Annotated in this window: 16 protein-coding genes and 1 tRNA gene; 2 read left to right on the top strand and 15 right to left on the bottom strand. The window is 61.5% G+C overall.

The window, feature by feature from the left end; genetic code table 11:
* Nucleotides 1-46: 46 nt before the first annotated feature.
* The 14 genes from AACT07_RS12260 to AACT07_RS12195 all read right to left on the bottom strand — a co-directional run bounded on the left by AACT07_RS12260 (nucleotide 47) and on the right by AACT07_RS12195 (nucleotide 15,082).
* Complete coding sequence (locus tag AACT07_RS12260; RefSeq protein ID WP_083249971.1) at nucleotides 47-2,494, bottom strand: proprotein convertase P-domain-containing protein; 2,448 nt, start codon at nucleotides 2,492-2,494, stop codon at nucleotides 47-49.
* A complete protein-coding gene (locus tag AACT07_RS12255; protein WP_069527984.1) occupies nucleotides 2,491-4,497 on the bottom strand; it encodes a prolyl oligopeptidase family serine peptidase in 2,007 nt (668 codons plus the stop codon). Before AACT07_RS12255 ends, AACT07_RS12260 begins: the two co-directional genes overlap by 4 nt.
* Nucleotides 4,497-6,635 (bottom strand): TonB-dependent hemoglobin/transferrin/lactoferrin family receptor, encoded by a 2,139-nt coding sequence (locus AACT07_RS12250; protein ID WP_069527983.1) that lies wholly within the window; start codon nucleotides 6,633-6,635, stop codon nucleotides 4,497-4,499. The genes AACT07_RS12255 and AACT07_RS12250 overlap by 1 nt, the downstream gene beginning before the upstream one ends.
* Nucleotides 6,636-6,797: 162 nt before the next feature.
* Entirely contained in the window at nucleotides 6,798-7,673 is an 876-nt protein-coding gene (locus tag AACT07_RS12245) for a flagellar motor protein MotB (RefSeq protein WP_106844513.1), read from the bottom strand.
* Nucleotides 7,651-8,409: a flagellar motor protein gene (locus AACT07_RS12240; RefSeq protein ID WP_069527977.1), complete on the bottom strand. Its 759-nt coding sequence runs from the start codon at nucleotides 8,407-8,409 to the stop codon at nucleotides 7,651-7,653. Before AACT07_RS12240 ends, AACT07_RS12245 begins: the two co-directional genes overlap by 23 nt.
* A 383-nt stretch (nucleotides 8,410-8,792) precedes the next feature.
* Nucleotides 8,793-8,880: transfer RNA gene (locus AACT07_RS12235), tRNA-Ser, on the bottom strand.
* A 145-nt stretch (nucleotides 8,881-9,025) separates the two neighbouring features.
* A complete protein-coding gene (locus tag AACT07_RS12230; protein WP_005337196.1) occupies nucleotides 9,026-9,643 on the bottom strand; it encodes a TPM domain-containing protein in 618 nt (205 codons plus the stop codon).
* A 20-nt stretch (nucleotides 9,644-9,663) separates the two neighbouring features.
* Nucleotides 9,664-10,389, bottom strand: coding sequence for a TPM domain-containing protein (locus AACT07_RS12225; protein WP_005346567.1), 726 nt, complete (start codon nucleotides 10,387-10,389; stop codon nucleotides 9,664-9,666).
* Complete coding sequence (locus AACT07_RS12220; RefSeq protein ID WP_005346564.1) at nucleotides 10,386-10,976, bottom strand: LemA family protein; 591 nt, start codon at nucleotides 10,974-10,976, stop codon at nucleotides 10,386-10,388. The genes AACT07_RS12225 and AACT07_RS12220 overlap by 4 nt, the downstream gene beginning before the upstream one ends.
* Nucleotides 10,977-11,061: 85 nt before the next feature.
* Nucleotides 11,062-11,799 (bottom strand): penicillin-insensitive murein endopeptidase, encoded by a 738-nt coding sequence (gene mepA / locus AACT07_RS12215; protein WP_005359850.1) that lies wholly within the window; start codon nucleotides 11,797-11,799, stop codon nucleotides 11,062-11,064.
* Nucleotides 11,793-12,698, bottom strand: a complete 906-nt coding sequence (locus tag AACT07_RS12210) for an amino acid ABC transporter permease (RefSeq protein WP_069527976.1) — start codon at nucleotides 12,696-12,698, stop codon at nucleotides 11,793-11,795. Before AACT07_RS12210 ends, mepA begins: the two co-directional genes overlap by 7 nt.
* A complete protein-coding gene (locus tag AACT07_RS12205; RefSeq protein ID WP_069527974.1) occupies nucleotides 12,698-13,519 on the bottom strand; it encodes a transporter substrate-binding domain-containing protein in 822 nt (273 codons plus the stop codon). Before AACT07_RS12205 ends, AACT07_RS12210 begins: the two co-directional genes overlap by 1 nt.
* Nucleotides 13,520-13,521: 2 nt before the next feature.
* Nucleotides 13,522-14,319: an amino acid ABC transporter permease gene (locus AACT07_RS12200; RefSeq protein WP_069527972.1), complete on the bottom strand. Its 798-nt coding sequence runs from the start codon at nucleotides 14,317-14,319 to the stop codon at nucleotides 13,522-13,524.
* On the bottom strand, nucleotides 14,312-15,082 hold the full coding sequence (locus AACT07_RS12195) for an amino acid ABC transporter ATP-binding protein (protein WP_005337182.1): 771 nt from the start codon (nucleotides 15,080-15,082) through the stop codon (nucleotides 14,312-14,314). The genes AACT07_RS12200 and AACT07_RS12195 overlap by 8 nt, the downstream gene beginning before the upstream one ends.
* A gap of 106 nt (nucleotides 15,083-15,188) precedes the next feature.
* On the opposite strand from AACT07_RS12195, the gene AACT07_RS12190 reads away from it, so the two are divergent.
* Together AACT07_RS12190 and AACT07_RS12185 are read left to right on the top strand one after the other, a co-directional pair.
* Nucleotides 15,189-15,731, top strand: a complete 543-nt coding sequence (locus tag AACT07_RS12190) for a hypothetical protein (protein WP_064340009.1) — start codon at nucleotides 15,189-15,191, stop codon at nucleotides 15,729-15,731.
* 216 nt (nucleotides 15,732-15,947) lie between these two features.
* Nucleotides 15,948-16,229, top strand: coding sequence for an RNA recognition motif domain-containing protein (locus tag AACT07_RS12185; RefSeq protein ID WP_005337180.1), 282 nt, complete (start codon nucleotides 15,948-15,950; stop codon nucleotides 16,227-16,229).
* Nucleotides 16,230-16,300: 71 nt separating this feature from the next.
* On the opposite strand, the gene AACT07_RS12180 is transcribed toward AACT07_RS12185, so the two are convergent.
* The gene (locus tag AACT07_RS12180; protein WP_069528019.1) at nucleotides 16,301-17,200 is read right to left on the bottom strand and encodes an aldo/keto reductase; all 900 of its coding nucleotides are present in this window, start codon (nucleotides 17,198-17,200) and stop codon (nucleotides 16,301-16,303) included.
* Nucleotides 17,201-17,230: the final 30 nt, after the last annotated feature.

The following is a 17,230-nucleotide window of genomic DNA, read 5'->3' as shown; positions in this document are numbered from 1 at the left end:
ATTCGGTCACAGGTTCACGGGGGCGGTAACCCCCGTGGTACAGGATTCAACGGCGCGGGGTGCTCCGACGCCAGAGGCGGGGCCAGAGGGCCAGCAACAGCAGCAGGGGGGAAGCCGTGCCGCCACCCCCTTCATCCTGCTCAAGGGGAATGATGCCGGTGTTGGGCAGGGCTTCATCCTTGTCGCAGCGGGCGCCGACTTGCTGGGCTACCCGCCAGTTGCGCAACTGACCGGTGTCACCGGCGCTGGTGTCGTTGATCTCCAGCAGCCAGCGGCCAGCGAGCGGTTCGCCGTGCAGCTTGTCCAGCGATTCGAACGGTACCAGTTCACGGGGAAACTCCCCCTTAAGCCGGGTATGGCTGGCGTAACCCTTGTTCCACAGGCTGATCCGGGTGCCGTAAGGGGAGGTGAGCCAGATCTCCAGCTGCTCCAGCTTGCTGTGCTCCAGATCGAGGGCGACCACGAATCCGCTGTCGATGCGGGCCTTGCTCTCGGGCAAGGTGAGGGTGAAGCGGGACAGGCCGTGCCGTTCATCGTTCACCGCATCCTTGATCTGGCCACCCTGGCCGATGGCCCGCTGCCAGAGCGGTTCACCGATCGGCAGTTGCAGGTCAAGGCGGGTCTGGCGCTCGGTGGGGCTGGGCAGGGTTAGCTGGAACTGCAGCGGCAAGGTGACTGCCTCGCCACAGGTCAGGTTGCTCGCTGCTTCCAGCGGCAGGGTCCAGCGGGCGGTGCCATCGGCGTTGAGCTCTCCCTGCCAGTGACCGTCACCCATGAGCCCCTTGCTCGGGAGCAGGCTGGCGTCAGCCACGGTCAGGGGGCGGCCGCTCTGGTTGGTCAATTCGATGGCGAGGCTCTTTTTCTCCCCGGGCAGCAGGTAGCTGTCATCGGCAAGGCGGGCCGCAATGGGAGTGGGCAGCAGGGCGTGGTGGCGGAAGGCCTGCTCCAGCAGCTTGCCATAACTGCGATCCGGATAGAGGCGGTTGGCGGTATCCACGGTGACCCGCGCCAGCTGGGGCATCCGCACCTGCGGGCCGAGGCCGAAGTGGGATTCAATCAGCAGGGTATCGAACTCGTCACGGGCTACCTCGCCATACTGTTCAACGGCCTGGCGCAGCGCGGTGAAGAGCGGAGTGCCCCACAGCTGGTCGCCGTTGCTGCCGTTGATGGTGAGGTGAGCCGGATAGAGGAAGCCCGGATGATAGCGCGCTCGCAGATCATCGAGCTGACGGGGCGTTCGGCCGCTGATCCTGGCATCCCAGTTGAAGACCATGAAAGGCTCGAACTGGCGAGCTTCGGGACTACGCTGGCGCCAGCTGGCGGCCAGATAGTCGCTAAAGCCCTCGCCGATGGCGCCCCAGTCACCCTCGTCTCCCATGTCGGGCAGGATATGGTGCTGCACCGCATGGCCAAATTCGTGCCAGATCACCATGGGATCTTCCGCGTCGGGCACCCCTATCCGGCCAATCTCCAACCGGCGCAAGAAGGGGTCATAGAGAGAGTTGTCCTGCTCCCCGGCATCGGTATCGATGGCCAGGGGGCCGCCCATCAGTGTTGGGTAGCCCAGGGATTCCACATGGCGCTGGGCCAGATCCAGATGGTAGTAGCCATTGATATCGAGGAAGGCGGGCTGCTGGTGATCCAGCTGGAAGCCATCGGCATCAGGGCTGCTAAAGGGGGCAGTTTCCGGTGCCGTGCCATCCACGACCCGGGCGCGTGGGCCATTTAGCTGGTAGGTGTCATCCACCTTTTGTACCGTGAGCGGCATGGTGCGATAGGCCCCGTTGTCCAGCACCAGATCGTGGCGCCACAGCAGGTTGCCATCTTGCAGCTGGGTGCGTGGGTCGAGGGCAAAGATGCGGGCCTGCACCGTGGCCGCTTCCCCTGCCAGCGGGACCGCTTCGGCACGGGTGTTGGCCTCTTGCAGCGTGCGCCCCAGCAGGGCGTTGCCATCGCAGGTGACAAACAGTTGCCAGTGGCTGCTCTTGCTGTTGCCCGGCTGGCTTTCCACCGCCAGCAGACGCCAGGCCGCAGTCAGGGTGTCGCCATCCTGCCAGTACCACGGCTGGGCTTCGTCACTGCCGGCGAATTGCCACACCGTACCATCCAGCGTGGCGGTATAGGCATCCACCCCGGCGCGGCTTGCTTCATCACATGGCGTCGCCTGTGCCTGCATCAGCCGGGTATTGTGATAAAGGCGCCACGGGCGACCCTGCTCATCGAGACTGACGGCGGCCATCAGGCCGGCGATCGGTGCGCCATTGAGCTGCTGACGATAATGCAGATAGTGGCCCAGCTTGCCTTGGCGCTGATAGGCCGGGGCATCACTCAGGGTGACGCCGAGCTGCTGTTCGAGCCAGAGGCGGGGATCGGCCGGGGCGTCCTGTTCGACAAAACGCAGTTCGGCGGCCTGAGTGGAAAAGCCAGCCAGCCCCAGCAAGAGGGCGGGCAACAGGGGTTTCATAGTGGTACTCCCAATCAGCGGCAGGGTCATTGGTTGATCCCCGCCAGATGCAACAAGAAGGCAAATTCACGAGCCCGATCGCCACCACCGGCGCGGTGGCCTCCCTCCAGTTCGGTCAGCAGCAGGTAGGGGCCGGAGCCCGTGCTGTGCTCCCGCAGGCGGGCCAGCCACTTGACCGGCTCCCAGTAGGGCACCTGGCTGTCGTGCAGGGCGGTAGTGACCAGCAGGGGCGGGTAGGGGGCGCGGTGCAGGTTGTCGTAGGGGCTGATGCGGCGCATCGCCTGATACTCTGCGGGCTTGGCCGGGTTGCCCCACTCCTGATACTCCTGACGGGTCAAGGGGAGGTCAGGATCGCTCATGGTGCCGAGCATATCGACGAAGGGAACCTGCAACACGGCGCCGCTAAAGAGTGTCGGTTGCTGGTTGAGGGCCGCAGCAACCAGCGTGCCCCCCGCGCTGCCCCCCATGGCAAACATGGGAAGGGGAGCAGAGTCGGGCGACCAGTGGCGCAGGGTGTTGCCGGCAGCGATAAAGTCGCTGATGCCGTTCTGCTTGTTGATGCCCCGCCCGTCGCGGGTCCACTGCTCCCCCAGCATGCCGCCGCCGCGCACATGGGCGATGGCGTAGACAAAGCCCCGATCCAGCAGGCTCAACAGCTCTTTCTGGTAGTAGGGGCGCATCGGCGTGCCATAGGCGCCATAGCCATAGAGCAGTACAGCGCGAGGGGCCAGATCTTTGCGCCACACCAGCGAGACAGGCACCCGGGTGCCATCGGCAGAGGTGATCCAGCGCCGCTCGCTCTGATAGGGCAATGCTTTATTGCCTGCGGTGTGCTGGTCGTTGATCCAGTGGCCGCTGGTCAAATCCAGCCAGCGTTGGCCGGGGGGCTGGCTCAAGCCCTGACTGCGCACCAGAATGCGGTCGCTGGCCGGGTCATGTTCTCCTTGCAGCCAGCCGGTACCGGCGCCACTGGCCAGCGGCAGGCGCTGGCGTTCATGGCCGTTGCGATCGAGCAGGGCGAGCCAATCCTCCCCCTGCTGGCGAAACTGCACCACCAGATGGCGATCAAACAGTCGCCACTTCTCGGGATCGCCGAGATCTTCCCCTTTGGCGGGCCACAGGCGCTGCCACTCATCGAGCGGCGTGCTGGCTGAATAGAGGGCAAACGCCCCTTCCCGGTTGCTCTTGATCACCCAGCCGGATTGACTGTCCAGATAGTATTCCACCCCGCGCTGGCGGGGTTTTATCTGCTGCGGCTTGCCCGAGTCGAGCAGGTATTGCTCCGAGCTGTCGTGGTTGTTGCCCTGCAACACCAGATGCTGGCCATCCGTGGTGCGATAGAGGCTGAGCAGCCAGGCGGGATCCTGCTCCTCATAGAGAGTCTGCTCCTGGCCATCCTGCCAGCCGCGCAGCTGCCAGGGGCGCAGGGTGTAGCGCTCGTTGGCGATGGTGTAGAGGGTGCGACCATCTTGTGACCAGGCGAGATCAGCGCTGCGCTGCGCCAAACTGGCCAGCACCTTGCCGCTCTGGAGATCGAGCAGGGTGACCTGATAGTCGAGATCGCCGCGCCTGTCTTCGGCGATGGCCAGTGTGAGGTTATCCGGGCTCAGTGCCCAGCCGCCCGCTTCGTAATAGCCCTCACCCGCTCTGGCGGGAAGCCGCTGCAGCACCTTGCCCCCGTGGCGTTGCCAGAGTGAGCCATCCGGGCGCAGCTGCCATGCCTGATCGCCGCGCACAAGCCAGTTGTCTGGCACAGATTCCCCCGCCGGATGGCGGGCAAATTCGGCGCGCAAGGTTGCTTCCAGCGGCTGCTGCGCGGCGAGCTGCTGCTCGCTCCAGCGATTTTGCTGCTTGAGCAGGGCTAGAATGGCCGGGTTGCTACGGCTCTCGTCCCGCAACCAGAAGTAGGGATCCTGGCGTACGGGATTGCCTGAAATCAGGTGCGATTGGGACGGGATCGGCGGTGGCAGAGTCTCTTGCGCCCAAGCCAACGGGGCGGCCAACAGGGCCGCCATGATTGCATGATGTTTCATCACATCCCCACGAAACGGTAGCTGAGGCTGGCTGACAGGTAGCGGCCGCTCTGGCTGTAGAGGGAGGTATCGCTGCCAGCCGGAAGTCCGGCCACATCCTGATAGCGGACGTAGCGGGTATCGAGCAGGTTGCCGATGGTGGCATTGACCTTGAGCGCCTCGGTGATCTGCCAGTCGCCGGTGAGATCCAGGCTGAACCAGCCTGCGCTGCTCTGACAGGCACCGTTGTAGCCAGTCTGCGCATTGGCGCACTGTGGCACCTTGGTCATGGCGGCGGCATAGTTGCCACTGAGCTCAACCCCCCAGTCGAGCCGTTGCCAGCGCAGGGTGGTGTTGCCTTCCAGCGGTGTCTGGGTGCGCAGCGGCTCACCGCGGTGATCCTTGCCATCCATCCAGGCCAGATTGGTCGAAAGCTCCCACTCGTCGCTCAGCCAGAGGCTGGCGGCCAGCTCGGCGCCCCAGGTTTCTGCTTTGGCGACGTTGCGATACTGGCGCAGGAAGACACCGTCATCGAGGCGAAAACCGGTCTGGCGCCAGTCGATGAAGTTGTAGTAGCGGTTGTAGAAAACGGCCGGTTTGACGCTCCAGTTGTCGCTTTGGCCATTCACTCCCCACTCCAGACTGTGGCTGGTCTCCTCCTTGAGGTTGGGGTTGGCAATGATCTCGAATGGCGGCATGGCAAAGTAGTGGGGAATGTTGCCGTAAACCTGATCGTAAGCGGGGGCGCGGAAGCCGTTGGCATAGCTGAGCCAGCTGCGCCATGTCTCGTTGAAGCGATAACTGGCCGCCACACTGGGGGAGATGTGGTCGCTATGGTTCTCGGCCAGATTGCTGTCCGGTGCGCGCAGGCGCTGGCGGTCAAAGCGCAGGGTCGGGGTAAACTGCCAGTTGCCCAGATCGATCACATCGCTCAGCCAGATGCCATCGCGGCGGGTTTCGGCCTTGCTGAAGGGGGCTTTCTGTCCCTGGGTGGTGATGCCATCTTCCAGGGTCAGATTGCTGACCGGCCGCTCGTGGTTGGCCTGCTCCAGCTCCACACCGTAGCTGAAGGTGTGATCCAGCGAGCCGGTGCTCAGCTTGCTCTGCAACTCCAGCTCGCTGCCAAGGCGCAGCTCCTCGAACGTGGAGAGGGTGCGCTGGCTGCGATATCTGGGATAGCCGCTCAGGGCATCGTTGCGCAGCAGCTGGCGCTGGTTGGCCTCGTTGCGGGACTGATTGCCAAACAGGCTCCAGTTGAGGGTATCGACTATGCCCAGATCGCTGGCTTCCCAGCTGAACTTGCCGCCCTGGGTGCGCTGATCGCCATCTTCCTGAAAACCGACCACGTCCCAGCTGCCATCGGGTTGGGGCACCGCTTTGGGCCCCATCTGGCGTTTGGCGTGATCCTCGTAGTAGTCCAGCTCCAGCCGCAGAGCGTGATGGGCATTGAGGGGGAGGCGGCTGCTGGTGGAGGCGCTCATGCCATCCAGATCCGCCGGAATGCGGTTCTCTTCAAAGTTGGCGGTTTCGTTGCCATGCCAGCCGGAGAGGCGCAACAGATGTTCGCTCTCCAGTGCCCGAACCGCGCCGGTCATGCTGAGCTTCTTCTTGTTGCTGTCGCCACCGTAGAGAGTCTTGGCCGCCAGATAGCTATCTTGCTGTTGCAGATAATCTTCCGGCTGCTTGGTATTCATCACCACGGTGCCGCCGATGGCATCGGAGCCATGCAGGGAGGAGCCGGCTCCCTTGGCCACCTCAATCTGCTTGATGTCATCGAGATCGAAGTTGAAGCGACCCACCTTGTCATTGATGTTGTCGGCGCCAAAGCCATCGCTGACGCGCACCCCATCCTTGATCAGCAGGATACGGTTGCCACCGATGCCGCGCACGCTGATGTTTTGCGGTCGCCCGGCAGAGCCGGTGACCGAGACACCGGGGATCTTGCGAAACACATGAGTCAGCTCGCTGGCGACCTGACGGTCCAGCTCTTCCTGGGTGATGACGGTGATGGAGCCGGAAACATCGGAGAGTTTCTGTTGTACCCGTTGCCCAGTGACAATGATGGTGTCGTCGCTGCGAGCCTTCTCCACAGGGGGAAGATCGGCCGCGCCAGCGGAGGCACACAGGAGTGCCGGCCATGCCTGAAGCAGTTTGTTCATAATGATAATTGTTTTTATTTAAGCCTGAGGGGCGGCATTATTGCAGAGGCCTGACCACTTGACAATAAATGGCAATCATTATCATTAAGATCTTATGGCGTTGATATTATTGAGTTATTTGTTTTTAAAAAGAGGCTCCCGCGCGAAGCGGGAGCGGGGGGATCAGGGCTTGAGCAGTTGCAGCGACTCTTCTGCGGCCTTGCCTTGGGAGAGGGTGATATCGACCCGGCGGTTCGCCTGACGATGTTCGGGGGTGTCATTGGCAAAGCGGGGTTGGGTGTCGGCCACACCCTGAGCGATGACTCGTCTGGCATCCAGCTGGGGGTTGGTCAGCATGGTCTGCACGATGGAAGAGGCCCGCAGCACCGAGAGCTCCCAGTTATTGCGATAAAGCTCCACCGGCGCTTGGGAGTTGTCGGTATGACCGGTGACCACTACCTGCCCCGGGATATTGGCCAGAATGCCTGCGATCTTGTTGACCAGCGGGATGAACTGGGGCTGCAGGAACGCCGAATCGGAGGGGAATAGCGCCTTCTCGCCGATGCGGATCACCAGTTGACTGCCAAGCTGCTCGACCTCCAGGTCCTTCGATTCAATCTGGGCCTTGAGTTGCTGCTCAAGCTTCTGCTTGGTCACCTGCACCCACTCCTGCTCCTTGGTCTTGTGGGGCCAGGCTTCGGTGGCGCTCGGTTTTTCCGAGGCACCTATGGTCTCGTTGAAGGGGTCCGATGCCGCCATGGGGGCATCTTTCTCCAGCACAGTCTCCTCTTTCGGGCTGCTCGGCGTAGTTTTTGATTCTGGCTCGAGAATCCCTGTGCCCCCCTGCATCAAAGGTGAGCCGGCAGGCGGGGAGATGAGGCCGATTTTACCCAGCGACTCGATAAAGCCCTGGATAAGCACCCGGGTTTCGGACTGCTTGGCCATGGCAAAGGAGTAGAGCACCACAAACAGGGCGAACAGCAGGGTCATGAAGTCGGCATAGGAGACCAGCCAGCGTTCATGGTTCTCCGGCGCTTCAGCCTTTTTCTTTTTGGCCACCGTGACCTCCCAGATAAGGTTCGAGGGTAACTTGCAGGCGTGCCTGGGATTCGCCATCAACGATGCAGAGAATGCCGGTCAGGGTCATCTCCTTGTAGTGGCGGATCTGGTGGGCAAACCCCTTGTAGCGGTTGCCGAACGGCAAGAAGATCAGGTTGGCGGCGGATACCCCGTAGATGGTAGCGATAAAGGCCACCGCGATGGCGCCGCCCAGCTTGTCGGGGGCATCTAGCAGACCCATGGCGTGGATCAGGCCAAATACCGCCCCGACGATCCCCATGGTCGGGCAGTAGCCGCCCATGGCTTCATAGAATTTGACCGTCTGTTCGAGATCTTCCTGTTCAAATTCGATCTCGTTCTCCAGCACCTCGTGGATTTTGGCCTTCTCGTAGCCATCGACCATCATCTGCACCCCTTTCTTCAGGAAGGGATCCTTGATCTCGTCGATCATCCCTTCCAGCGCCAGCATGCCGCTGCGGCGGGCGTTGCCTGCCAGGGTCTCCAGCAACTGGGCCTGTTCATGCATATCGAGCTTGAGGGGGGAGAGCAGCCATTTGAAACGCTTCATGGTGCTGCCGACGACGGAGAAAGGGAACTGGGTCAGCGCAGCACCTATGGTGCCACCGATCACAATGAGGAATGCGGGCAGATCGAGCAGTGCACTGGGGTGCCCCCCCTCGATCATGTTGCCGCCAAGGATGGCGATCAACGCCAGCACCAAGCCAATCAAGCTCATTTTTTACACGTCCCTGCATGTTGATAATGGCTAGTGTAGCTATTTAAGTATCAGTTTTTCAAAATGAAATCCAATCGCTGAGCAATTAATGGGCGCTGGGTAACGTCCATAAAAGAAGGCGTGTTGCGGCCATAAGATGGCATTGCAATCATCTTGTGGCTCCTGTTGTGACAGGAAGGAACGCTTGTCGGGCGGGGCAATCACATAAAGCAAGGTAGGGGGTGGGTGCTGGCAATACGAAAAGCTGCGATGTTCCATCCGTGTTTTGCAAACCGGAGGGTGAGAGCGTGTATAACCCGCTGCTGCGTGGCTCTGGCTCACTTGTCGACATAGGTGTTTGCCGGAAAGCAAAAAACCGACCCTGAGGTCGGTTTTTTTAAATTTGGCGGTGAGGGAGGGATTCGAACCCTCGATACGTTGCCGTATACACACTTTCCAGGCGTGCTCCTTCAGCCACTCGGACACCTCACCAAATTTTCGTTCGCTGCGCTGTTGCGCTGGAACGGGGCGTAATTTAGGGGAAAGGACTGTGTGGGTCAACCACTTTTCCCCTTATTTTTCATAATCTTTTCCGAATGCCTAACCCTTGCGCAGAATGCCGGTTTTTTAAACCGGATCAGGGCTTGTCGAGGATGATCAGACTGTCCGGCAGCTCGTTTTGATCCCGGGTGGCCGGGAAGGCATCGGTCAGAATGGCGCTAACGCGCTCCACGCACTCCAGAAAACCCTGTTCGATCTCCTTGTTGCGCACGCGCGCCACGAAGTCGTCGATGATCTCCTGCCACTGGCCGTTGTCGATATGCTGGGCGATGCCATCATCCACCAGTATTTCTACATAGTGCTCGGCGGCCGAGACGAAGATCAGCACCCCGAGTCGGTCGCGGGTGCGGTGCAGCCCTTGCTCGACAAATTGCAGGCGGGCCATCAGGGCCGCCCGGTGCTGGCGAACCTTCTTCGGGATGAGCCGCATCTTGATGGGGGTCCAGTGGAACAGCAGGCTCAGCAGTAGCCAGACTGACCACTGTACCAGCAGGATTTCGTACCAGCCGAGCCAGAAGCCGAGCTGGAACACCAGCAGCGGGGTGAGCATCGCCAGCAGCGCCGCCCAGAGGGTGGGAATGTAGCGATAACCATCGCTGGCCGGGGCCAGCACGGTGACCAGTTCAGCATCAGTCTCTAGCTCCGCTTCGCGCACCTTTGCCTGAAGCGTGTGGAAGAACTGTTTAGAAATCATGATTTGTCTCTTTACTCCTGTTACCAGCCACCGGAGGCTCCGCCGCCGCCAAAACTGCCGCCGCCACCGCTGAATCCGCCGCCGGAGCGACCACCAAAGGAGCCGGCACCCAATCCACCGGCCATGTAGGCCGACCGACGTCGTCCTCCCGGCCCACCGCCACCACCGCCGCGCAGGTTGTGGAGCACGATCATCGCAATCACCACCAGAATAAACAGCCAGGGGCCGCCGCCGTTGTCACTTTTCGGCTGCTCGACCGGCTGATACTCTCCGGCGAGTGCCTTCATGATGCTCTGGCTGCCCGCCATGATCCCGGCCACCATATCGCCGCGTTTGAAGGCGGGCAGGATGCGGCCATGGATGATGTTGGCGGCGATGGCGTCGGGCAGGGCGCCTTCTAGCCCATATCCCACCTCGATCCGCACCTTGCGCTCATCCTGGGCGATCAGCAACAGCACGCCATTGTTTTTGCCTTTCTGGCCGATCCCCCAGTGGCGACCGAGCTGGTAGCCGTACTCCTCGATAGTCTCCCCATCGAGGCTGTCGACAGAGACCACCACCAGCTGGATACCGCTGCGCTTTTCAAAGGCGGCCAGCTGTTGGGTCAGTTGATGGGCCTGTTTGCGGGACATCAGACTGGCTTCATCCACCACCCGTCCGCTCAGCGTCGGGAAGTCCGGTGCCGCTTGCAGGGCACTGGCCCAGAGCAGCAGACAGGGAAGAAACCAGCGCAGCATCATCTTCATTGGAAGCTGACCTTGGGCGCCTCATCGGCACCGGGTTTGGCACTGAAACTGGGTTTGGCCTCCAGGTCCGAGTAGAGCAGCTTGGACCAGATGACGCCGGGGAAAGTGCGGATCTCGGTATTGAACTGGCGCACCGCCTCGATATAGTCGCGGCGAGCCACCGAGATGCGGTTCTCGGTTCCTTCCAATTGGGCCTGCAGGGCAAGGAACTGCTGATCCGCTTTCAGCTCGGGGTAGCGTTCTACCACCACCATCAGGCGGGAGAGGGCGCTGGAGAGCTGGTTCTGGGCCGCTTCAAACTCCTTGAGCTGGGCAGGGTCGCTCACCTGCACGCTGCCGACCCGGGCGCGGGCATCGGTGACCGCCTTTAGGGTCTCCTGCTCATGGCTGGCGTAGCCCTTGACGGTGGCGACCAGATTGGGAATGAGGTCGGCGCGGCGCTGATACTGGTTCTCCACCTGCCCCCAGCTCGCCTTGACCTGCTCATCCAGGGTCGGAATATTGTTCATGCCGCAGCCGGTCAGGCCGAGCAGCAGGGTCAGGGTCAACAGGCTCTGCGTGGTTCTGCGCCAGAGTGATGTGGCCATCTTGTTGTTCTCCTTTGATATTTCGAGTCGATAGTGCGCCATGGATGGTGTACGACCAAGAGTGCATAACCATACCAGCTTGGGGTCAGTTGCCACAACGCGCAGGTAGCTCAGGTCGCTTGTTGATGCCGGATACCTTGGGCAGCTGGGGCTTGTCTTTTAGCCAGGATGCCAGCTCTTCCCCACAGCCATTGCCGGGCGGAATGGGAGCCTGGGGTTCACAATCGGGGCTGCCCACCGGGCAGCGCAGCCGCACGTGGAAGTGGCTGAAGTGGCCCACCCAGGGGCGTAGCTTGGCGACCCAGGGTTCGTTACCAGCTTGTTGGCAGACCGCGGATTTGATCACCGGATTGACGAAGATGCGGGCCACCTCGGGTTTGCTGGCCGCCAGCCGCAGCAGGGTGAGCTGCTGTGGGCCAAAGCGGCCCGGTAACATTTTGTAGCTGGGTTCGTCGATCAGTGCCCACTCCTTGGGGGCATCCTGCTCCCACTTGCTGATGGGACGGTTGGCCATGCGAAACCAGATATCGGCATCAAGTCCGGTCTGATGGCTGCGATGGCCAGAGGTAAAGGGGCCGCCCCGGGCCATCGCCAGATCGGCGATATAGAGATCCGGCAGCCCGGCCATGCGGGTCTGGTTGGCCAGCGCTTGCAGATAGTGGATGAGGTCGGGGTGGCCGTAGTAGCGCAGCCGTTTGGTACGGATCACCTGATAACCCGGCCCTTCGAGGGGCAGGGATACGCCGTTTTTCAGGCAACCGGCGGCATAACCACCGATGGCTTCCGCTTGCAATACAGTCGCCAGCAACAGGGACGTCAGCATGTGCGTGCTCCTTGTCTTGCTTCGAGTCGGCTCAGCAATATGAACAGACTCAAACATATAAATAAATAGGCCGCGGCCACCAGCAGCCAGATCTCGTAGACCAGTCCGCTGGAGTTGGCCATCTCGGTGCCGACGAAGGTGAGCTCCTGCACCGAGATAAGGGAAACGATGGCGGTATCCTTCACCAGCGCGATGAGCTGCCCGGTGAGGGGGGGCAACATCAGCAGCATGGCCTGCGGCAGGATCACATGGCGCAGCCGCACCCAGGGAGAGAGCCCGAGGCTCTGCGCCGCCTCCCACTGGCCACGGGGGATGGCGGCCAGCCCAGCGCGGACGATCTCGGCGACGAAGGCTGCGCTGATCATGCCAACGCAGAGGGTGCCTGAGATGAGGTTCTCCCAGCGGGCAGGTGGGCCAAACAGCGCCTCTTGCCACGGGGAGAGTGATACGGTGCCGAGCCAGCGGGAGAGGCCGCTTACAGGCAGCAGCTGGTTGGCGATAAAGAAGTAGAAGATGAAGATAAAGACCAGCGGCGGCAGATTGCGGATCAGCTGGATAAACAGGGTCGCGGGCATCACCAGCCAGGGTCGGCGGCTGAAGGCGGCTACCCCCAGCGCAGTGCCGAGCAGCAGCGCCAGCACCATGCCGAGCAGGGCGATGCGCAAGGTAGTGAGCAGACCGCTGAAAAAGTAGGGCAACTCGCCGTGAGGGCCAGGGGTGAACAGCAGATCGAAGGCCTCATGCCAGCGCCACTGATAGGCCACCCCGATGTGCAAGCGGCTGGCCAGCCAGAGGCCAGCCAGCAGCAGGATCAGGGCGATCGCCCCATCCAGCCAGTTGATGTTCCGACATGGCTTCCGGACGATGCGCCGGATGGTCTGTTTGAGGGCCATCAGCATCAGGGATTGGCGACCTGCGCTTCCCACGCCAGCGACTTGAACCAGTAGTCATGGCGCGCCTTGAGCCAGCCATCGGCCTGACGGGCGGCGATCCACTCGTTGAACTGTTCAGCCAGGGCATCATCCCCCTTGCGCAGGGCAAAGCCTTCATCGCCTTGTGCCAACGGCTCGGCAAACGGCATAAAGAGGGCATCCGGGTGGCGCAGCGCCTCTTGCTCGGGTTTCGGGGAAGAGGAGAGGGCGCCGTGGGCGCGGCCGTTCAGCACCTCCTGAAATATCTGTGACTCGTCATCAAACTGGCGCAAGGTGGCCTTGGGGAAGTGCGCTTTGGCTACCTGTACCGGCGAGGCGCCACGACGTACCGCCAGGATCACCCCGCGCTGGTTGAAGTCCGCCACGGTTTTCTTCTCTTTGGCCATGGTGCTGGAGGCGGCCAGCTGCACCCCCGAATGGGAGTAGGCCTGGGTGAAGCGCACGCTCTTCTCCCGCTCGGGGGTGATGGTGAGGCCGCCGATGATGACGTCATATTTTTTCGCCAACAGGGAGGGGATGATCCCATCCCAGGCGGTAGGCACGAACTCTACCTGCCAGCCGTTATCTGTGGCGAGGCGACGGGCCACGTCAATCTCGAAACCGATCAGGGCCCCCTGCTTGTCGCGCATCGCCCAGGGGGCGAAGGTGGACATGCCGACCCGCAGGGTACCGCTCTGCTCGATCTGTGCCTGGGTGTCGGAGGGGGCAGTTTGTGCCAGTGCCGGAGTGAGCAGGCTTGCCAGCAGCAGGGCAGCGCCCGACAGGGTGGTCTTGAATGACAGATTCATGGTTAGCGTCCTTGTTGATCCGGATTCAGGTGACGGGCCAGCGCCCGCGAACAGGCTGACAGCGTCAGGGTTAACAGCAAATAGAGGGCAGCCACGGTAAACCACACCTCAAAGGTCAGAAACGTATCGGCAACCAGAGTACGCCCTTCGTTGGTCAGATCGAAGATGGCGATCACACTCACCAGCGCCGAATGTTTGATAAGGGAGACCAGCTCGTTGGTCAGTGGCGGCAAGGTGATGCGCACCAGCTGGGGCAGGATCACCTTGCGCAGGGTGATGGCCCGTGACAAGCCAAGGGACTGGGCTGCCTCCCACTGTCCTTTGGGAATGGCCTGTACACCTGCACGCAGCACTTCGGCGGTGAAGGCCCCCTGATAGAGGGAGAGGCTCAACACGGCGCAGGCAAGGGGGGCCAATCCCAGCATGGGGCCCAGCAAGAAATAGAGAATATAGAGCTGCACCAACTGGGGCGTGGTGCGCACCAGCGCCAGATAGGCGATGGCGAGCCAGGGGCCGAGCCTGGAGGGAAGCAGCCGCAGGCTGACCACGCACACCCCGACCGCCAGAGTGCCCAACAGGCTGAGCAGCGCCACCTGCAAAGTGACCAGCAGGCCGTTTAGCAGGGGGCCGGCATAAAAGGTTCCCTCATCCCATTCGCCGAGAAAGGGCAACACCCGCGGCCACTGCCACTCATAGCCCATCTGGCGAGCGCCGCTATAAAGCGCCCAGCCCAGTAGCACAGAGAGCATCACAGTGCCTGACAACCAGCCGAGCAGGCGGGGGCGATTGAGCCTAGCCATGATAGCTGAGCACCTGTTCGAGGAAGGCCCGGGTACGCGGGTGACGAGGGGCGTTGAACAGCTGGGCGGGCGGGGCCGACTCGATGATTTTCCCCTCATCCATAAAGAGCACCCGATCCGCCACTTGACGGGCAAAGCCCATCTCGTGAGTGACGCAGATCAGGGTCATCCCCTCGTCAGCCAGCTCGCGGATCACATCGAGCACTTCGCGGATCATCTCGGGGTCGAGGGCGGAGGTGGGCTCGTCAAACAGCATCAGCTCGGGTTGCATGCAGAGGGAGCGGGCGATGGCGACCCGCTGCTGCTGGCCGCCGGAGAGCTGGTGGGGGTACTTGTCGGCCTGTGCCTGAATACGCACCCGCTCGAGCAGCCCGAGCGCCCGGGCTTTGGCCTCCTCAGGGCGCAACCCCAGGGTATGCACCGGCGCCACCATCAGGTTTTCCAGCACCGTCATATGGGGGAAGAGGTTGAACTGCTGAAACACCATGCCAACCCGACCTTGCAGGCGGCGCAGGTAGGAAGGGGTCACCGGCTCGCCAAACAGGAACAGCTGGCCGTCGTCGATCCCCTCCAGCCCGTTGATGGTGCGGATCAGGGTCGATTTTCCCGAGCCTGATGGGCCACAGATAACCCACTTCTCTCCCCGTTCAATGGTGAGATCGATGTGATGAAGAGCCTGAAAATCGCCATAGAATTTGTCGACGCCACAAAAGCGCACACAGGGTTGCGAGCTGGTCAAGAAGCGGGTTCCACTGAGAATCATTTACGCCATGGTATTGATATTATAGGGGGATGACAAAGAAAACCCCCTTGTCAGCATCCTGATGGCTATTCACAATGGCGCCATTTCGTGATGACAGGAGCTTTTCATGCGTATTACATCCTTGCTTGCCGGTTCGCAGGTGCAGCTGTTGATGCCGCCAGCGGTTCGTTATCGCTGCGTCATTTTTCTGCTGTTGCTGGTGAGTTGGGGCGTGGTGGCGGCCTCCTTGTGGGATGGTTGGGGCGCCATGGCGCTGCTCAACTGGGTGGGCGTGGTCTTTGGTGGCATCACCGGGATCATGGTGTCGCTGCCCCGCAGCTGGCAGCCTTGGCGCCTGGCGGAGCTGGGGTGGGACGAACAGCATATCTATCTGCTCAATGGCAACAAGGATGAGGCGCTGGCGCTGCCCCGCAGCCAGCTGGTGGCGCTCGAACGGGAGCGGCGAGTGGGCCACGACGGCCAGTGGCTCGACTTCAGCCTCGATCTGCAACTGAGTGAAGAGGAGCTGGCGGCGGCCATGGCCTTGCTGGATCTCAAGGCGGGGGAGCTGCATCTGGTGAGCCCGTCTGTCTATCGCTTCGGCTTTAAACGGGCCTGGCACGGTCGCCGGATGCTGGCGCAACGGTTGTCAGATCTGCAATCGGCCTGAGTCGACTATTTTCTCGACAATTCCCGGCAAAGCTCAGATACTGCCAGTGACTCGAATTGATCTTGTCTGCACTGTTAACCCAAGAGATCAATCACTTGACGACAGTGTGGAGAAGGCCACGGCATGAAGCCATGGCAGGTCCGGCATAGGGGTTGTGCCCTTACCGTTATGCTGGGAATTGCATAGAGAAGGCACCTTGAATCGAGAGTGGATGGCATGAAGATTTACGTAGGAAATCTGTCGTACCGGATGACGGCCGACGAACTGAAAACCCTGTTCAGCCAGTTTGGACAGGTCGACAAGGTTGATATCATCATCGACCGCGATACCGGCCAGTCAAAGGGGTTTGGTTTTATTGAAATGCCGGTCAATGGTGATGCCGAAAAGGCCATCGCTGGTCTGCATGGCACTGAAGTCGGTGGCCGTACCATCACCGTCAACCAGGCCAAACCGAAGACAGATGCTCCCCGTGGTCGCCCGCAACAGCGCCACCGCTGAGGTGCCTCGGCAATAAAAAAACGGCATGGGTTTCCCCCATGCCGTTTTTGTTTCTGGACGTTTTGCTGTTATCAGGGGACGTCGTAACCGAGCGCCGCCTTGCGGATGCGGAACCACTGCTGGCGGTTCAGCTCGACAGATTCGGCGGCTACGGCGGCAGCAATCCGCTCCCGTTTGCCGGAGCCAATCAATGGCAGCGGCTGGCTTGGCAGCATCATTACCCAGGCGTAGACCACCTGCTCGATAGTCTGGGCGCCCACTTCCTGACGGATCTGCTCCAGTTCGGCACGCAGCGGGGCATAGGCGTCATCGCTGAACAGTCGGCCGCCGCCGAGACATGACCAGGCCATCGGCTTGATGCCAAGCTGCTGGCACTGATCCAGGGTACCATCGAGGGTCCCTTCCTGATGAAGCGGCGAGATCTCCAGCTGGTTGGTGACCAGCGGGAAGGGGAGACGCGATTGCAGTAGCTCGAACTGACGGGCGGTGAAGTTGGATACCCCGGCGTGCTTGATCTTGCCCGCCTGTTTCAGGGTGATAAAGGCGTCGGCCACTTCATCTGCGTTCATCAGGGGATCCGGGCGGTGGATCAGCAGCAGGTCCAGATGGTCGGTGCCGAGCTTGCGCAGCGAGGCCTCGGCGCTGGCGATGATATGGTCCTTACCGGTGTTGTAGTGGTTGAGAGCATGCTCCGGCTTGGCGGTGAGGGCGATGCCACACTTGGTGACGATCTCCATCCGGCTGCGCAGGGAAGGCTCGAGGCGCAGGGCGTGACCAAAGGCCTCTTCACACTGGTAGCCGCCATAGATATCGGCGTGATCGATGGTGGTGACCCCCAGATCCAGATGATATTTCATCAGGTCGAGCAGAGCGGCCGGAGAGAGCTGCCACTCCATCAGGCGCCAGTAACCCATGATGAGGCGAGAGAAGGTGGGGCCTTGCGGATGCAGGGCGACACGGGATACAGACATGGTTGACTCCTTGAAAAACACGATGCGAAA

The organism is Aeromonas sp. ANP5 (assembly GCF_963870295.1).
In the GTDB taxonomy this organism is placed as follows: domain Bacteria; phylum Pseudomonadota; class Gammaproteobacteria; order Enterobacterales; family Aeromonadaceae; genus Aeromonas; species Aeromonas veronii.
Note: the sequence above shows the minus strand (reverse complement) of the source record. Positions and strands in the feature narration are given on the sequence as shown.

Excerpts from the sequence above, each read along its gene's own strand:
- AACT07_RS12255 (WP_069527984.1), bottom strand. The coding sequence starts at position 4,497 with ATGAAACATCATGCAATCATGGCGGCCCTGTTGGCCGCCCCGTTGGCT.
- AACT07_RS12205 (WP_069527974.1), bottom strand. The coding sequence starts at position 13,519 with ATGAATCTGTCATTCAAGACCACCCTGTCGGGCGCTGCCCTGCTGCTG.
- AACT07_RS12185 (WP_005337180.1), top strand. The coding sequence starts at position 15,948 with ATGAAGATTTACGTAGGAAATCTGTCGTACCGGATGACGGCCGACGAA.
- AACT07_RS12260 (WP_083249971.1), bottom strand. The coding sequence starts at position 2,494 with ATGACCCTGCCGCTGATTGGGAGTACCACTATGAAACCCCTGTTGCCC.
- AACT07_RS12190 (WP_064340009.1), top strand. The coding sequence starts at position 15,189 with ATGCGTATTACATCCTTGCTTGCCGGTTCGCAGGTGCAGCTGTTGATG.
- AACT07_RS12200 (WP_069527972.1), bottom strand. The coding sequence starts at position 14,319 with ATGGCTAGGCTCAATCGCCCCCGCCTGCTCGGCTGGTTGTCAGGCACT.
- AACT07_RS12180 (WP_069528019.1), bottom strand. The coding sequence starts at position 17,200 with ATGTCTGTATCCCGTGTCGCCCTGCATCCGCAAGGCCCCACCTTCTCT.
- AACT07_RS12195 (WP_005337182.1), bottom strand. The coding sequence starts at position 15,082 with ATGATTCTCAGTGGAACCCGCTTCTTGACCAGCTCGCAACCCTGTGTG.
- AACT07_RS12210 (WP_069527976.1), bottom strand. The coding sequence starts at position 12,698 with ATGCTGATGGCCCTCAAACAGACCATCCGGCGCATCGTCCGGAAGCCA.
- AACT07_RS12250 (WP_069527983.1), bottom strand. The coding sequence starts at position 6,635 with ATGAACAAACTGCTTCAGGCATGGCCGGCACTCCTGTGTGCCTCCGCT.
- AACT07_RS12220 (WP_005346564.1), bottom strand. The coding sequence starts at position 10,976 with ATGGCCACATCACTCTGGCGCAGAACCACGCAGAGCCTGTTGACCCTG.
- AACT07_RS12240 (WP_069527977.1), bottom strand. The coding sequence starts at position 8,409 with ATGAGCTTGATTGGCTTGGTGCTGGCGTTGATCGCCATCCTTGGCGGC.
- mepA (WP_005359850.1), bottom strand. The coding sequence starts at position 11,799 with ATGCTGACGTCCCTGTTGCTGGCGACTGTATTGCAAGCGGAAGCCATC.
- AACT07_RS12230 (WP_005337196.1), bottom strand. The coding sequence starts at position 9,643 with ATGATTTCTAAACAGTTCTTCCACACGCTTCAGGCAAAGGTGCGCGAA.
- AACT07_RS12225 (WP_005346567.1), bottom strand. The coding sequence starts at position 10,389 with ATGAAGATGATGCTGCGCTGGTTTCTTCCCTGTCTGCTGCTCTGGGCC.